Source organism: Oceanobacillus polygoni (assembly GCF_008304605.1).
Taxonomy (GTDB): Bacteria; Bacillota; Bacilli; order Bacillales; family Amphibacillaceae; genus Oceanobacillus; species Oceanobacillus polygoni.
This window is the reverse complement of the sequence record NZ_PIJY01000030.1, coordinates 209793-225233: the sequence shown is the minus strand read 5'-3', so window position 1 is coordinate 225233 and position 15441 is coordinate 209793. Positions and strand designations below refer to the sequence as shown.

The 15441-nt window shown below is 37.6% G+C and carries 15 protein-coding genes and 1 other annotated feature (1 of these 16 cut by a window edge); of the genes, 12 read left to right on the top strand and 3 right to left on the bottom strand.

Going from position 1 to position 15441, the window contains the following annotated elements; translation table 11 throughout:
• Nucleotides 1-57 (top strand) — a binding site (T-box leader); it begins 156 nt to the left of the window's first position.
• 50 nt (nucleotides 58-107) lie between these two features.
• From tyrS to F1560_RS15815, 6 genes are all read left to right on the top strand, one after another.
• Nucleotides 108-1376 (top strand): tyrosine--tRNA ligase, encoded by a 1269-nt coding sequence (gene tyrS, locus F1560_RS15835; RefSeq protein ID WP_149475617.1) that lies wholly within the window; start codon nucleotides 108-110, stop codon nucleotides 1374-1376.
• Nucleotides 1377-1491: 115 nt separating this feature from the next.
• Nucleotides 1492-2079 carry a GNAT family N-acetyltransferase gene (locus F1560_RS15830; protein ID WP_149475616.1) on the top strand — a complete coding sequence of 196 codons (588 nt, stop codon included), beginning with the start codon at nucleotides 1492-1494 and terminating at the stop codon, nucleotides 2077-2079.
• A gap of 97 nt (nucleotides 2080-2176) precedes the next feature.
• On the top strand, nucleotides 2177-2644 hold the full coding sequence (locus tag F1560_RS15825; RefSeq protein ID WP_149475615.1) for an SRPBCC family protein: 468 nt from the start codon (nucleotides 2177-2179) through the stop codon (nucleotides 2642-2644).
• A gap of 291 nt (nucleotides 2645-2935) precedes the next feature.
• Nucleotides 2936-4435: a methyl-accepting chemotaxis protein gene (locus tag F1560_RS15820; RefSeq protein ID WP_245347682.1), complete on the top strand. Its 1500-nt coding sequence runs from the start codon at nucleotides 2936-2938 to the stop codon at nucleotides 4433-4435.
• A 22-nt stretch (nucleotides 4436-4457) separates the two neighbouring features.
• Complete coding sequence (locus tag F1560_RS22450) at nucleotides 4458-4637, top strand: hypothetical protein (RefSeq protein WP_245347683.1); 180 nt, start codon at nucleotides 4458-4460, stop codon at nucleotides 4635-4637.
• A 226-nt stretch (nucleotides 4638-4863) separates the two neighbouring features.
• The gene (locus tag F1560_RS15815) at nucleotides 4864-5565 is read left to right on the top strand and encodes a hypothetical protein (protein ID WP_149475614.1); all 702 of its coding nucleotides are present in this window, start codon (nucleotides 4864-4866) and stop codon (nucleotides 5563-5565) included.
• A 229-nt stretch (nucleotides 5566-5794) separates the two neighbouring features.
• On the opposite strand, the gene rpsD is transcribed toward F1560_RS15815, so the two are convergent.
• Together rpsD and F1560_RS15805 are read right to left on the bottom strand one after the other, a co-directional pair.
• Nucleotides 5795-6397, bottom strand: a complete 603-nt coding sequence (gene rpsD / locus F1560_RS15810; RefSeq protein WP_149475613.1) for a 30S ribosomal protein S4 — start codon at nucleotides 6395-6397, stop codon at nucleotides 5795-5797.
• A 387-nt stretch (nucleotides 6398-6784) separates the two neighbouring features.
• Nucleotides 6785-7267 carry a GAF domain-containing protein gene (locus tag F1560_RS15805; protein WP_149475612.1) on the bottom strand — a complete coding sequence of 161 codons (483 nt, stop codon included), beginning with the start codon at nucleotides 7265-7267 and terminating at the stop codon, nucleotides 6785-6787.
• 130 nt (nucleotides 7268-7397) lie between these two features.
• On the opposite strand from F1560_RS15805, the gene refZ reads away from it, so the two are divergent.
• The 6 genes from refZ to F1560_RS15775 all read left to right on the top strand — a co-directional run bounded on the left by refZ (nucleotide 7398) and on the right by F1560_RS15775 (nucleotide 14550).
• Nucleotides 7398-8033 carry a forespore capture DNA-binding protein RefZ gene (gene refZ, locus F1560_RS15800; RefSeq protein WP_149475611.1) on the top strand — a complete coding sequence of 212 codons (636 nt, stop codon included), beginning with the start codon at nucleotides 7398-7400 and terminating at the stop codon, nucleotides 8031-8033.
• A gap of 237 nt (nucleotides 8034-8270) precedes the next feature.
• Nucleotides 8271-9965: a septation ring formation regulator EzrA gene (gene ezrA, locus F1560_RS15795; RefSeq protein ID WP_149475610.1), complete on the top strand. Its 1695-nt coding sequence runs from the start codon at nucleotides 8271-8273 to the stop codon at nucleotides 9963-9965.
• 166 nt (nucleotides 9966-10131) lie between these two features.
• Nucleotides 10132-11271 (top strand): cysteine desulfurase family protein, encoded by a 1140-nt coding sequence (locus F1560_RS15790; protein ID WP_149475609.1) that lies wholly within the window; start codon nucleotides 10132-10134, stop codon nucleotides 11269-11271.
• 6 nt (nucleotides 11272-11277) lie between these two features.
• Nucleotides 11278-12480, top strand: coding sequence for a tRNA uracil 4-sulfurtransferase ThiI (gene thiI / locus F1560_RS15785; RefSeq protein WP_149475608.1), 1203 nt, complete (start codon nucleotides 11278-11280; stop codon nucleotides 12478-12480).
• 103 nt (nucleotides 12481-12583) lie between these two features.
• The gene (locus tag F1560_RS15780; RefSeq protein WP_149475607.1) at nucleotides 12584-12781 is read left to right on the top strand and encodes an alpha/beta-type small acid-soluble spore protein; all 198 of its coding nucleotides are present in this window, start codon (nucleotides 12584-12586) and stop codon (nucleotides 12779-12781) included.
• 179 nt (nucleotides 12782-12960) lie between these two features.
• Nucleotides 12961-14550 carry an amidohydrolase gene (locus F1560_RS15775; protein ID WP_149475606.1) on the top strand — a complete coding sequence of 530 codons (1590 nt, stop codon included), beginning with the start codon at nucleotides 12961-12963 and terminating at the stop codon, nucleotides 14548-14550.
• Between the two features lie 53 nt (nucleotides 14551-14603).
• Here F1560_RS15775 and F1560_RS15770 read toward each other — a convergent pair whose 3' ends face one another.
• Complete coding sequence (locus tag F1560_RS15770; RefSeq protein WP_149475605.1) at nucleotides 14604-15404, bottom strand: NAD kinase; 801 nt, start codon at nucleotides 15402-15404, stop codon at nucleotides 14604-14606.
• Nucleotides 15405-15441 lie beyond the last annotated feature (37 nt).

Below are 15441 nucleotides of genomic sequence, written 5' to 3'. Positions count from 1 at the left end.
CAAGTGGCTAATGATTTAGCAACAAGGGTGGTACCGCGTGTTCAACTCGTCCCTTTTTTTTGAGGGGGCGAGTTTTTTGATTTTAAAAAAGTATTGGAGTGTGGAGAATGGATATTTTACAAGATCTTGAAAACCGTGGTCTGGTTCACCAAGTAACGGACCGAGAAGGATTAGAAAAGCATTTGAAAGAGAATCAGATTACTCTATATTGTGGATTTGACCCAACTGCAGATAGTCTGCACATTGGACATTTAGTGCCACTGACAATGTTAAAAAGATTTCAACAAGCGGGACACAAGCCAATTGCGCTTGTAGGTGGAGGAACTGGAATGATTGGTGACCCAAGTGGAAGATCCAGTGAACGTTCGTTAAACACAAGCGAGGTTGTCCACGGGTTTACAGAGAAAATCAGAGAGCAAATTAGCAAGCTGGTTGATACCGATCAAGGTGACAATCCAGTACAATCAAGAAATAATCACGACTGGCTTGGCAATATGACAATTATTGATTTTCTGCGAGATGCAGGAAAACATTTTGGAATCAACTACATGCTAGCAAAGGAATCTGTTTCTGCCCGAATTGAACAAGGGATTACATTTACAGAGTTTAGCTATATGATTTTGCAGTCGCTTGACTACCTGAAATTGTACGAGCAGGAAAACTGTACCTTGCAAATTGGTGGAAGTGACCAATGGGGAAATATTACTGCAGGTATGGAGCTTATTCGTCGTTCAAGAGAAGATGAAGATGAGCAAATTAAAGTATTTGGTCTTACTGTACCGCTCATTACAAAAGCAGACGGGACTAAATTTGGTAAAACAGCAGGAAATGCAGTATGGCTAGATCCGGAAAAAACAACCCCATATGAATTTTACCAGTTCTGGATCAATACGGATGACCGTGATGTTGCTAAATTCTTACGCTACTTCACATTCTTATCTGAAGTGGAGATTACAGAGCTTGAGCAAGAAGTAGAACAGCGTCCAGAAAATCGCGTTGCCCAAAAACGACTTGCTGAAGAAATGACGCGAACGATTCATGGGGAAGCAGCATTGGAGCAAGCAATTAAAATATCCGCAGCATTATTTAGTGGTGACTTGAAGCAGTTATCTGCAAGTGATATTGAACAAGGCTTTAAGGATGTACCAACATATGAGGCGCAAAAAGAAGATATTAGCTTAGTGGATCTATTAGTACAGGCTTCCATTTCTTCCTCGAAACGCCAAGCAAGAGAAGACATTGGCAATGGGGCTGTATCTATTAATGGCGAAAAACAACAAGATGTGAATTATGTTGTAACAGCTGATGATCGTATTGAGGATCAGTTTACGATTATTAGACGCGGGAAGAAGAAATATTTTCTTGTACAATTTTAAAGAGAACGAACACCAGGCACGAATGTTATAACATTCGTGCCTTATTTAGTTTAGTTTAAGTGGTTTATTTTTCAAAAAATTCCTTTATAATGAGTAGAACGAATGGAGGGATTCGATGAATATGGAGGCTATTTACAGTGATTTGCCAAGAATTGAAACAGAACGTCTCCTACTTAGAAAAATAACGATGGAAGACGCGCGAGATATGTATGCATACTGTTCAAACTCAGAAGTAACAAGGTTTGTAACGTGGGATGCCCATCAATCGCTAGCAGATACAGAAGCGTTCGTCGAATTTATCTTAAATAATTATAAAAAGAAAGATCTATCACCATGGGGGATGGAACATAAAAAGACAGGAAAGATTATCGGGACGGTCGATTTGGCTTCGTGGAATCCAAAACATCAAAGTGCAGAGATTGCATATTGTATTCACCAAGATTATTGGGGAAAAGGTTTGACAACAGAAGCAGCTAAGGCAGTCATAGCATTCGGATTTTCTAACATGCAATTAGTCCGTATTCAAGCGAGATGCTTTGTCGCGAATATCGGTTCTGAGCGCGTAATGGAAAAGGTAGGCATGACGTTTGAGGGGATTATTCGTAAAGGGATGCTTGTAAAAGGGAGACATGAGGATTTAAAGCTGTATTCGATTTTGAAGGAAGAATTCGAATCATTATCAATTAATAGAAAGCTGGGGTAGTATTCAGTAACAGGGCCAATTGTAAATGATACGAAATATATTCATATTCATGTAAAATGTGCGTACGGAGCGATATATTTTGGAGGAGGAAGTCCAGTTGAGTATTCGATTTCAAGTGCATCGAACCATTCATGCACCGAAAGAAATAGTATATGAAAGTCTGATTAACCTAGATGATGCAAGAGAATGGATGCATGGCTTTGAAGGAATGGAACGACTAGATGAGGGACAAGTTCAAGAAGGAAGCCAGTGGCTCGAAACAAGAAAAATGTTCGGACAAATGGCGACAGAGCACTTTGAAGTTGTTCAGCTGGTACGTCCTGAGAAAATTGTTCTTAGCTGTGATGGAACAAAAGGAACAACGGGAAAGGGAGAGTTTATTTACACGTACAATCTCTCTTCAACAAATGATAAGGATACGGATGTCACGTTGTCTGGAGAAATAAATGAACTAACTGGCATGGCAAAATTCTTCGGTAAAATGATCGCGGGAACGTTTAGAAAAGCCTGTGCGAAAGATTTGGATGCATTGAAGCAATATATTGAAAGTGGAAGAGATGGTTAATGTAAAAGCATGTTGTATGTAATGCTTGAAGAAGTATGAAAGGACGATTAATAAATAGACCTCAAAATCTTGGTAAACAAGGATTTGAGGTCTTTTGCTGTAGGGGAATCTAAAATCATCAAAATAAATGGAATGTTTAATTCTCTGTAAAAATAATATAATCGTGTTAAACAAATTTTGAAGATATACGATATAGAAAGAAGGGGCTAAATATTTACCTCGTTGATATTGGAGAAGAGAGTCAACTGGGGGATTTTTAATGCTACTATTTCTATAGAATGGAGTATCAACATGAAAAAGTCTTCAAACCTATTAAGTTTTAAAAGTTTACGAGCTAAGATTTTATTTTGCTTTTCGATAGTTATTGTATTAACCATCGTTTTAAGTGGTTTTACTATTTATTCGATTAATAAAATGAACAGTGATTTAGAAGGAATGATAGATACTGAACTCGAGTTATTAATTGTAGATGAGGAATTAGCCTACGATATGACCCAACGTGAAAGCTTAATTAGAGGGTACCTACTATTTGAAAACCAACAGTATAAAGATGCATTTCAAAATGGAATTGGGTCAAGTATTGCCCTGGAAAACCGCGCTTTGGAATTAAGCGATTCTGATGAATTACGAGCATTAATCGATAAAAAAATAGAGTGGGGCACGTTAACCGATGATGTTTTTTCTGAGTTTGAAAATGGAAATGAAGAAAGAGCAAAGGATATAATGGAAACTTCCGTACAACCACTAGGTAATGATTTAACCGCTGGTTTTAGTGAATTGGCAAGTGAAAGAGAAACGATCATACAAGAATTAGGAGATACGGTAAAAGCTAATGGGGAATTAATCATGATTCTTGGTATTATTATTTCCGTATTTGTTATCGTGTTAGGTATTATAGTTGCTATTATTACAGCAACTTCCATTACAAGACCTATACGAATGGTTATGGATCGCATGCAGTTAATTGCTACTGGTAACTTAAATCAAGAACCACTTCAAGCGAAAACAAGTGATGAGATTGGTCAACTTGTCGCGGCTACCAATGATATGAATCGAGGTATGCGCGATATTATGGTTAAAATCAACGATGTATCTACTACAGTATCTGCTCATAGTGAAGAACTTACGCAATCAGCGAATGAAGTACGCTCAGGTACGGAGCAAATATCTACCACGATGGAGGAACTGGCATCAGGTTCAGAAACGCAAGCAAATCAGTCAGGCGAGTTATCTAGCATGATGGCAACCTATACAAAGCAACTAGAAGAAGTAAATGAAAATGCAGAACATGTACAAAACGAGTCTGGCCAAGTATTTGAGATGACAAGTGAAGGCTCTACATTAATGGACTCTTCCATGAATCAAATGGAAAATATTGATACCATTGTTCAAGATGCTGTACAAAAAGTACAAGGTTTAGACGTTCAATCCCAAGAAATTTCAAAATTAGTAGTTGTGATTAAAGACATTGCGGATCAGACGAATTTATTAGCTTTAAATGCAGCTATTGAAGCGGCAAGAGCTGGGGAACAAGGTCGAGGGTTTGCTGTTGTTGCTGATGAGGTTCGAAAGCTTGCAGAACAAGTTGCACATTCCGTAACAGATATCTCGGGTATCGTTGATACGATTCAAAATGAATTTAGCGTAGTTGCGAATTCGCTAAATAATGGATATGAAGAGGTTAAACATGGAACGACACAAATTCGACTAACAGGAGAAAAATTTACCGGTATTCGAAATTCAGTAACCGAAATGGTGGATAATATTAATAACATTACTGCATGTAACTGAAATAGCTTCAAGCAGTCAGAAAATGAATCATGGCATTCAAGAAATTGCGGCCGTTTCTGAAGAATCCGCAGCTGGCATCGAACAAACGTCAGCCTCTTCGCAACAAACAAGCAGTTCAATGGAGGAAGTTGCAGGGAGTGCAGATGAATTAGCTAGGTTAGCAGAGGAATTGAATGGGGTGGTAGGGCAGTTTAAGCTTTAAATGTCTATGTGATACAGGGTAGTTCTATTATAGAGCTATCCTGTTTTATCGAATATATATTTGTAAATGAAAAATAGTTACAATGATCATTCCCCTTTGGCATTACAATATAGTTTATTTCGTAATGACGATAGCGATGGGAAATAATCTATATCTGTATATTGCAATTAAAATTGAAGCAAGAATGTATTTTATCGAAATATAATATATGAAGGAGGAGATGTATATGAATTCCGGATGGACAAATAAAGATTGGAAATGGCTAACAAGTATTCTCGTTACAGTTATTATACTTTCTTTTTCTTTTTGGCTAAGTGATTACAGTATTAATTTTAATATAATTTCCAGTTCTGTGTCTATAGCTTTAGCTATAATTGCTATATCAATGTCTATGCAACAGAGTAAAGATAATCAGCGTACTTTAACATCTGTAACTAATATGAGAAATGAAGTTATAAATCATATAAAAGATGTAGGTGTAAAGGTAGACAAAATATCGATGACTGATATAACAGATTTGGTCCAAATTCTGGATGAGAAAAAGAAAGAAGAAAGTGATAAGGGAAAACAAAACGAACAAGAAAACGTAGTGCAAGGAGAAACAGTAAAAACATCAAAAGAGGAAGAGGAGAAAATAAAATTATATAATAAGTTTCTAGAATTTAGTACATTAGGGGAGAGTAACCGCAAGTATAAATACCAAATTAAAATTCGAGTAGAAAATAGCGAAGAAACAATGGAGTTTATAAGTAAAATTATTGCTAAACATTTCAAAGGGGAAAACATCCTATACAACAAAGTGGGAAAATATGAATATGAATTTGTTTTTGTTTCAGATATTCCAGAATTATATTTGCAAGGTGACTGGATAAAAACTGTATTACAACATCAAAGTGCAGAAGTATTAGGCATCTTTCAAATAGGATAACTTAAGACACCTTAAAAAGAGGTTTTTTTATTATGTATAAAGGGGAGATTGTCTATTTTTATTAACTTTGTGGTAATAAAGTCTATTCTGTTATGATTGGTTAATCATTGACGAACATTTTCAAGTGTTTTATTATATCGTTCAATAAAAATAAGAAAAACCCTAGAAATAGCGCTGATACAACGCTATTTCTAGGGTTTGAAAAACTACTATTTATTATACACTTCGCTTAACGAGAGTAGAACTCAACGATAAGTTGTTCGTTAATTTCTGCTGGAAGTTCAGAACGCTCAGGTAAACGTGAGTAAGTTCCTTCCATTTTCTCAGCGTCAAATGTAGTGTACTCAGGTACGAAGTTATTCACTTCAATTGCTTCTTTAACGATATCAAGCTTTTGTGATTTTTCACGTAAGCTGATTGCTTGACCTGGTTTTACAGCGTATGATGGAATGTCTACACGGCTACCATCAACTAACACATGACCGTGGTTAACTAGCTGACGTGCTTGTCTGCGTGTACGAGCAAGTCCAAGACGGTAAACTAAGTTATCTAGGCGAGATTCAAGTAAAATCATGAAGTTTTCACCATGAATACCTTTCATTTTACCAGCTTTGTTGAATAGGTTACGGAATTGACGTTCGTTTAATCCGTACATGAAGCGAAGTTTTTGCTTCTCTTGCATTTGCATACCATATTCAGAGATTTTTTTGCGTTGTGTTGGTCCATGTTGACCAGGTGCGTAAGGGCGTTTATCTAATTCCTTACCAGTTCCAGTTAATGAAATGCCAAGACGACGTGATTTTTTCCAGAGAGATCCAGTATAACGTGACATAGGAAATCTCCTCCTTTATGTTTTATTTGCATAAAATAAAACGAGCGTGTCCGGGTCGTTGTTCATTTTGTTTTCATGTACCATCGCTCCAGCAGCAGAGAGTTACACGATACACCTTGGGGGCTAGTGCCACCGCGAAGGAACAAAATGAGTGCAAGCGTCGGTTCACTTAGGCTACTTAATTATTTTACACAAAGGATAGTATATAATTTTTATGAATGAAAGTCAAGGAGAAATTGCGAGTCATTTCATAAAGGGACAAATGAAAAGCTTAATCATCCTATACAAATGATGAAGTAAACGATTTTTGACGAGTGGAGTGCATATATAACAAAACTAGCAGCTTTGATTCGCTGCTAGTTTTGTTATACTAGGTTGGACTAGTTATTATTGTAGATGTTTTTCTAAGACAGCTACAAATTTCTCTAGGTAGGTTTGATCGGTTTCATCAAATCGATTTTTGTTTGGGCTATCAATATCAAGCACTCCATATACTTGATCATTGATTAGGATTGGAACTACGATTTCCGATTGGCTGGCACTATCACATGCGATATGTCCTGGGAATTGATGGACATCGGCAATGCGTTGTGTTTGTTTTTCTTTTACAGCAGTACCACAAACGCCTTTACCATAGCCGATACGAATACAAGCTGGGAGTCCTTGGAATGGGCCGAGTACGAGCTCATCATCCTTCCAAACGTAAAAACCAACCCAGTTCACGTCTGTTAGGAATTGATTTAATAGTGCTGATGCATTGGATAAAATGGCAACCTCATCCTTCTCACCATCTGTTAAAGCATCTAATTGTTTGATTAATAGTTCGTAACTTTTTACTCTGTCGTCTGAATAAGTTGTAGCCTGAAACAAAGTAAATTCCCCCTTTCTTAATTTAAAATGCAAGTTGTTTATTTCGACATACATACGGTTTTTGTCGAGCGAAAATTGCAGGAAACCATAGGTTCTTTGTCGTATTACTGATGTAAGGAGATGAGAAACAATGAAAAAGAACCCAACCAAGCAAAAAGTGATTGATGCAGCGTCTTCCCTGTTTTTCCAAAAAGGTTTTCACGGAACGTCCGTACGTGATATAGCAGATAAAGCAAGTGTTAACGTGTCATTGATTAGCTACTATTTCAAAAGCAAGCAAGGACTTTTGGAATATGCAGTAACCAATTATTATGAAGAATACTTGAAAACAGTTGAAGAAGCATTGGAATATACAGCTAATTTATCTCCGTTAGAAAAACTTAATGAACTAATTTTTACTATTATACAGTATAAACAAACAAATCATCAATTGACATGTTTTATTCAGCGTGAGCTTTCTCTGGATTCGGTCTTCGTTCGAGAAATGGCTGTTACGTACTTGGCAAAAGAAAATTATTATATCAAGCAAACGTTCTTTAAAGCGTTGAATGGTCGGGCAAAAGGGGATACACGGGAATACATGCTGATGCAATTGAAGGGGTTATTAATAACGCCTTACATTTTACATAGTGATTGGAAAGAACAAATTGTAGGGGAGTATTCGCATCAAGTTTTTGTACGAAAATACGTCAAAACGATACAAAACTGGCTTGATTTTATAATTGGAAAAGGATCTTCCTCAGAACGAAATCAATTTATAAAATAAAAGTCCTAAATCAACCCTGTTTTTTCATTTCATGTGATAAAATGAAAAAACGTGGCGAATCTGCAATTAATTTGTATTTTTTTAGCCAAAAATGCTCATTCCATGGTATCATATGTATTATATTTACGAAATTGAATATTCCTATTAAAAAAATTAGACCATTTATAAGTGATTTTTATATGAAAATAGAACTTTTGACAGGGAAACCTCTTATTGAAACTGGTTGGGAGGCATAGTATGGGGTACATCATCGGAGCGATTTTAGCAATCATCGTATTAATTATTATTGGACTTATTTACCGGAAACGAATTTATGACAGGGTGGATCAATTAGAGAGTTGGAAAATGGACATTATGGGAAGGAATGTCGCAGCCCAGCTAAGTAAAATTAAGAAACTTAATTTATCCGGAGAAACGCAAGAGAAATTCGAATCGTGGAAAGAGCGTTGGGAATACATCGTTACAAAAGAACTTCCAAACATAGAAGAACAGCTTTTTGATGCAGAGGAAGCGGCTGATCGATTCCTTGTCAAGAAGGCAAATGCAGTCTTGAATAAAGTGGAAGAGACGCTTCAAGGGATAGAAATAAGCATAGAAAGTATCTTAGGAGAGCTCGATGAATGGCTTGAAACTGAAGAAATGAGTCGGCAGGAAGTTGCTGACTTAGCACCAGTTTTGAAGGCGTTACGTAAAAAGCTTTCACAAAGTCGTTATCTATACGGAAAAGCAGAACTTCAGTTTGATAATAAGCTAGATGAGCTGGAAGACAAGTTAACTGCTTATCATGAATTGGTTGACGCTGGGGACTATATGGAAGCGAGCCAGATCGTTCAACTTGTCAAGGGTGAATTGAATGAACTGGAAGATATTTTGAATGTATTTCCGGCTGTCTATAAGAAATGTAAACACGATCTTCCATCTCAATTCGATAATTTACTTGCAGGGATAAAGGAAATGAAAGAAGACGGTTATCGAGTCGGACATCTGTCCTTAGAAAAAGAAATTTATACATATCAGGAAAGATTTTCAGATGTATTAGAACAACTGGAAGCAGGAGACATGTCTGAAGCAGAGGACATCATCTCAGAAAGTGAAGAGAGAATCAAAGAAATGTATGAGCTTTTGGAAAATGAAGCACATGCTAAAAATTATCTCGAAGCCCATATTCCTGAATATGAACATTCTCTCGTTGAGCTCGGTGAAACATTCGACGCGACGAAGCTAGAAGTGGAAGAAATAAAAAAAGCTTATTATGTTGAAAATAATGATCTAGAACGATTTTTATCAGTTGGCAAAACGATTTCTAAGCTAAGCGAACAATTGCAAGAGCTGTCTGACAACATGGAAGAAGAAGGAAAGACACATACAGAGTTACGTGAACAGGTAGAGGATGGCTTTAAGAAAATAGCTGAACTACAAGAAAAGCACAAGGAGTTTAAGAAAAGTATTCATAATCTGCGTAAAGATGAAATGGAAGCTAGAGAAAAGCTCGCTGAGATGCGAAACCAGCTTACGCATCTGAATCGTCGATTGAAGAAAAGTAATATTCCTGGTGTGCCAAACTTTATTTGGTCAATCATCGAGACGGCTGTGGCTAAAAATGATAAAGTTATTCAAACGTTAGAAAAACAGCCATTGGATATGGCGGCTGTTCAGCAGTCATTAACAGAGGCGCAAAGCTCTTTGGAACAATCCGCAGAACAGGTAGAAATTATGTTGGATCAAGCGTACTTGACCGAACAGGTCATTCAATATGCAAACAGATACCGAAGCAAAAATCCGGAACTTGCTGGAAAACTGAAAGAATCTGAGCGTCTTTTTCGTTCGTGTGAATACGAGTTATCACTGGAACATGCGGCAAGGGCTATTGAAGAGATAGAGCCAGGTGCCTTGAAGCGAATTGAGGAAAATCAAACGGCTGTAAATAGCTAATATATAGAGGGAAGTACTCTACTCTGTATTATCTTATACAATGGAGAACGAGGGCTGTCTTTAAGAAACGTTAATTTGTTTCTTTAGTCAGCCTTCCCTTTTTGTTTTTGTATAAGTTCGTAATTACCTATAGAAGTGAAAGGTATTAAGTGAGGAGTTTAATCAAATGATTTATTTAGACAACAGCGCAACAACAAAACCACATCCATCCGTGCTAGAAAGCTTTCAGCAAGTATCCAGCACGTACTTCGCTAATCCTTCGTCGATCCATCAATTAGGCGGAACTGCGGAGAAGCTGCTTTTGACTGCAAAAAAACAGGCGGCAGACATTCTTGGGATTGGTGTTGATGAGGTTATATTTACTTCTGGTGGAACGGAAGGGAATAATACAGCGGTAAAAGGGATTGCCCTTGAACATCAAGGGAGAGGTAAGCATATTATTACGTCATCCATTGAACACCCTTCGATATATGAGGCTTGTCAAAGCTTGGAAACATTAGGGTTTGAAGTTACCTATTTACCAGTTGATAAAAATGGAGTTGTATCTGTAACAGAATTGGAAAAAGCAATTCGTAACGATACAATTTTAATAAGTATTATGCATGTCAATAATGAAACAGGCTCCATTCAACCGATCGAAAAAATCGGCAAGATCGCGAAAAATTATCCGAAGCTTTTCTTTCATGTGGATGCCGTTCAAAGCATTGGCAAGGTCCCACTTCAGCTGAAAAACAGTGGTATTGATATATGCACCTTTTCCGGTCATAAAATTCATGGCTTGAAAGGTACTGGAATGCTTTATATAAACAATCGTACTAAATTATTTCCACTCTTACATGGGGGAAATCAAGAGTATTCCTTACGTTCAGGAACGGAAAACCTTGCGGGATCTGTTTCATTTGTAAAAGCATTACGCATGATGAAAGAACGCGAAAAAAATGAAATGAATCATTTGTTGAATATGAAAAGCTATTTGTATGATGCATTAAAAGCAATGGATGGGGTAGAAGTAAATACAGCAGAACATGCAGCAGCCCATATTATCAACATGTCTGTACCTGGCATTAAACCAGAAGTTATTATTCATATGCTTGGAGAGCAGGAGATTTATATCTCGACGAAATCGGCTTGTTCCTCTAAACTAAAGGATGAAAGTAAAGTGCTGGCAGCTTGCGGTTTTGGGCGTGACCGAACGACAACAGCATTACGTGTAAGTCTTTCCTATGACAATACAATGGAAGAAATGAAGCTATTCGTACAAGCATTAAAGAAAGCAATCAAACAATTTAAAGAAGCAATGGAGTAGATTATTATGCAATACGATCATATATTAATTCGCTACGGTGAAATGGCGTTAAAAGGAAAAAACATTAAACAGTTTATTATTCGCTTGCAGGAAAATATTCAAGCGAAGCTGAAAGACTATCCAAATGTGAAAGTTAAACGAACCCAAGGAAGGATGTTCGTTCTTTTGCATGGCGAGGATCCAAAACCAATTATGGACAAGCTCCAAAAGATATTTGGTATTCATAGCTTAAGCTTGGCTATTAAAGTGGACAATGATTTAGAAAAAATTAAAGAAGCTGCATTGTATGCGTTGAAAGAGAATAACAATGTTCAAACATTTAAAATGACTGTAAAACGAATTAATAAAGATTTTCCAGTACGTTCTCAGGAACTTACTCAAATTCTTGGGGGACATTTATTAAAGAACACAGAAGATATTCACGTAAATGTTCACCAACCTGATTTGGAAGTGAAAGTCGAGATTCGATTAGAAGCAACGTATATTACATCTAGTGTAATTCCGGGTCTTGGTGGACTACCTGTTGGAACATCAGGAAAATCACTATTGCTTCTTTCTGGTGGAATTGATAGTCCGGTTGCAGGTTATTTAGCAATGAAGCGCGGCGTACAGCTAGAGGCAATTCATTTTCATTCTCCACCATTTACGAGTGAACGTGCCAAGCAAAAGGTATTGGACCTTGCAAAACAGCTGACGAAATATGGTAAGGCAATCAAAATTCATATCGTACCATTTACAAAGCTGCAGCAAGAGATTTTCCGTGAGATGCCTGATGAGTATGCGATGACGATTATGAGACGGATGATGTTCCGCATTAGTGAACGTGTATGCGAACAGGAGTCGATTCTGTCACTTACAACAGGTGAAAACCTAGGTCAGGTAGCGAGTCAGACAATGGAGAGTATGCATGCGATAAACGAAGTGACAAATTATCCAATTATCCGTCCGCTAGTTGCGATGGATAAGCAGGAAGTTATTACGATTTCACAGGAGATTGGAACATATGAAACGTCTATCCTACCATATGAGGACTGCTGTACGATTTTTGTTCCAAAGTCTCCAAAAACAAAGCCGAAGCGGGTAAAAATCAATTACTATGAATCAACGCATGATTTTACTGCAACGCTTGAAGAAGCAATTGAAAATATCGAGATCGTTACTGTCTATGATAAGAAGGATATCGAAGAGTCCTTTAGTGACCTATTTTAAAGTGTAACAAATATTAGAGAAAATAACAGGAACTACCAATTTTATTTCTGCATGTTTTACCTCCAGATGAGACATTCTATAAGTACCAAGGAGGTGAACTAACATGGCGACAAGCAATTCAAACCAATTAGTAGTTCCTGGTGCTCAACAAGCGCTAGATCAAATGAAGTATGAAATCGCTCAAGAATTTGGTGTACAACTTGGTCCAGACTCAACTTCTCGTGCTAACGGTTCTGTTGGTGGAGAAATTACAAAACGTCTAGTTTCAATGGCTGAACAACAGTTCGGCGGTATGCAATAACAATAATTAAATAAAATTGGCTAGAGCTACTCTTGAATTCAAGGGTAGCTCTTAAGTTTTATAGGAAGGAATGCATGTATCTTTTGGTCGTGAAATCGAAAAATGTTGCTTGCATTTTCTGCCATCAATGCGTAAAGTTTTAGATAATCGAATATTTTTACAGTTTTAGGGGGATGAGCATGGGGGTCTTATGGTTTGGCGGACAAATTTACACTTTGGAAAATGAAGGGGAAGCTGTTGATACGGTTTATACTGAAAAAGATGCAATTAAGGCAATTGGTACATACGAATCGATACACAAACAATTTGATAAACAAATCGAGCATGAAATAAATCTTCAAGGTAAAACGATGCTTCCTGGATTTGTTGATAGTCACCTGCATATTATTGGTCATGGTGAGAAGCTATTACGCTTGGATTTATCACAAATGAAGTCAGCAAGTGATGTCAAAGCTGCATTAAAGGGGAGAGTAGCACATCTGGCTGAGGGAGAATGGCTAATAGGTGAAGGGTGGAATGAAAATCAATGGGATGAGCCAGTGATTATTCATAAGTCAGAACTTGATGCAATCTGCCCAGATAACCCAATGATGCTTACTCGTGTTTGCAGACATGCATTGCTCGCTAATTCCAAGGCGATGGAGCTTGCAGGTGTTGATGATACAACACCAGATCCGGATAGCGGAATAATAGTCCGAGACGAACAAGGGGAGGCGACCGGATATTTTCATGATGCCGCACAAGACATGATAAAAGGAATAATGCCGGAAGTAACTGGAAGTTATTTAGAAAATGTTATTAAAATAGCGGTAAATGATCTCGTATCAAAAGGATTGGTTGGCGGTCATACGGAAGATCTTTTTTATTATGGAGGCTTCCAAAAAACACTGGATGCATATTATCGTGCCCTACACACTTCCAATAAATTTAAGGCACATTTGCTTGTTCATCATGAAGTGATGGATGATTTAATAACAGCGAATCTTGGTTACCGGAGCGGAACTGATTATGTTGAACTCGGAGCCATTAAGATTTTCTCTGATGGGGCACTTGGGGGAAGAACAGCATGGCTCACTCAAAGTTACAGTGATGATCCAAAAAATATGGGTGTGCCAATGCATACGAAGGCAGATCTCGAAGTGCTTGTTGCAAAAGCGAGATCCCATGACTTACCAATTGCGATCCATGCAATCGGTGATCAGGCGCTTGAAGAGGTAATAGCTGTCATTGAAAAATATCCAATACAAGGGGAAAAGAGAGATCGGATCATTCATGGTCAAATTTTAAATGAATCCACATTACAAAGGCTTAAACGCCTTCCGGTAGTAGTTGATATCCAGCCGACATTTGTCGCCTCTGATTTTCCATGGGTTATCGAACGAATTGGGCAAGAACGACTTCCGCTTGCCTATGCTTGGAAAACATTACTCGATAATCAGATAAGATGTGCAGGTGGCTCAGATGCACCTGTTGAGCAGGTAGATCCTTTACTTGGTATAGAAGCAGCGGTACGGCGCCAGTCCACGTTTGATGGAAACATATATAACAGAGCAGAACAACTATCCGTTTTTGATGCGGTACATCTATATACGACAGGTAGTGCTTACGCTATTGGCAGAGAATCTTTGAGAGGTCTTATTAAAGAAAATTACAAAGCTGATTTCACAATCTTGGATGAAGATATTTTTCAAGTAGAGGAAGAACAGATTCATGCGATTCAAGTTGCAATGACCGTTATCGATGGTGACATTGTTTACCGCCGTACGTAACCTATCAATAAAAATCCTTCTCTGGCCTAACGAGAAGGATTTTTTTTCATCTATTATAAAAATGTTCGTTTTACCCGATCCCAATAAGAGTTATTTTTCAGTTTCACCGTCTTGATTACACAATCGTCCATCGTAACCTGAATGTTATCGATTTGACGAATTGAATGTGCTTCATTATCGAGACTAATAATTGGATAATCATTGCCTTCCTGAAGTACTTTTAATTTTAAATGCCGCCCTTTGTTTAAAATAAACGACGAGCCGAGTGTGCGATATTGGTTATTATTAAGCGATGCGACTTCTGAAATTTGGAAGCATGCTGTTAGGGGGTCAATGACAGCACCGCGAGCTGATTTCGTATAACCGGTACTACCCGTTGGGGTAGCAACAATCAGTCCATCACCACGGAATGTTTCAAAATGGGTTCCATCAATTTCTACATCCATAACGATTGTTTTTACGATTGTGGAACGAATGGTTACTTCGTTTAGGCAATAGAAAGAATTGCCATCATTAATTTGTGCCTTAATAATTGGAAAACGCCGTACCTCTAATTCATCATGCTGAAGGGAATGGAGCATTTGGTCAAAATTATCAATATTGAAATCACAATATAATCCGGATTGTCCTTCACGCGTGATTCCAGTATAGAGACAGTCCTGCCTGAAGCCTGTCTTTCGAACAGCTTGCAGGAACGCGCCATCACCGCCAATGCTCACGATAATATTGGCATCCTTGTGGTTATCGACGATAGTAAATCCGTTTTCAATAGCTAACTTTTGTAAGGTTTCTACTTTATCATCCGTTTCTCCATCTTTATGATAATAAAAAAACATGTTTCTACGATTGTCCATTAACTAACCCTCCAATAATTGCCTTTTTCTTTATCAT